1 pseudogene is annotated in these 377 nt (G+C 59.4%); it reads right to left on the bottom strand.

Going from position 1 to position 377, the window contains the following annotated elements:
* Positions 1 to 170, bottom strand: a pseudogene (locus tag CVH10_RS18195) (IS3 family transposase); the annotation flags it as partial.
* Positions 171 to 377 lie beyond the last annotated feature (207 nt).

Raw genomic sequence — 377 nt, 5'->3', positions numbered from 1 at the left:
TCCTTGCGGCATAGCTCGGCGATGCTGTCTTCCCCGCGCAGGCCATCCAGCACGATGCGGATCTTGTCCTCGGCCGAAAAGTGGCGCCGGGTCTGTCGGCGGATGTCCTTCACTACCCGCTCTGCTGGGGCCTTGGCGGGCGATTTTACATTGGAGGATCTGGGCTTCATCTTCGTTCCTTCGTCACTACGACGAAGCCCAGATCCTCCTTAAATCACAACCTCAAATCTGTGCCATTGGTGCTGACGGCGGACAGATCAGGCTTTGCGCATCCGTACTGATCGGGATCGTCGACACGGTGGTGTACGTCAGCGTGTCGATCCCAGCGACCTTGTTGGTTCCGGCCAGGCTGGCATAGATCCTCGTACCATCGCCCG

This window comes from Halomonas sp. ND22Bw, from assembly GCF_003011945.1.
GTDB lineage: Bacteria > Pseudomonadota > Gammaproteobacteria > Pseudomonadales > Halomonadaceae > Halomonas > Halomonas halophila.
The sequence above is the reverse complement of the archived record's forward strand: the minus strand, read 5'-3'. Positions and strand labels throughout refer to the sequence as shown.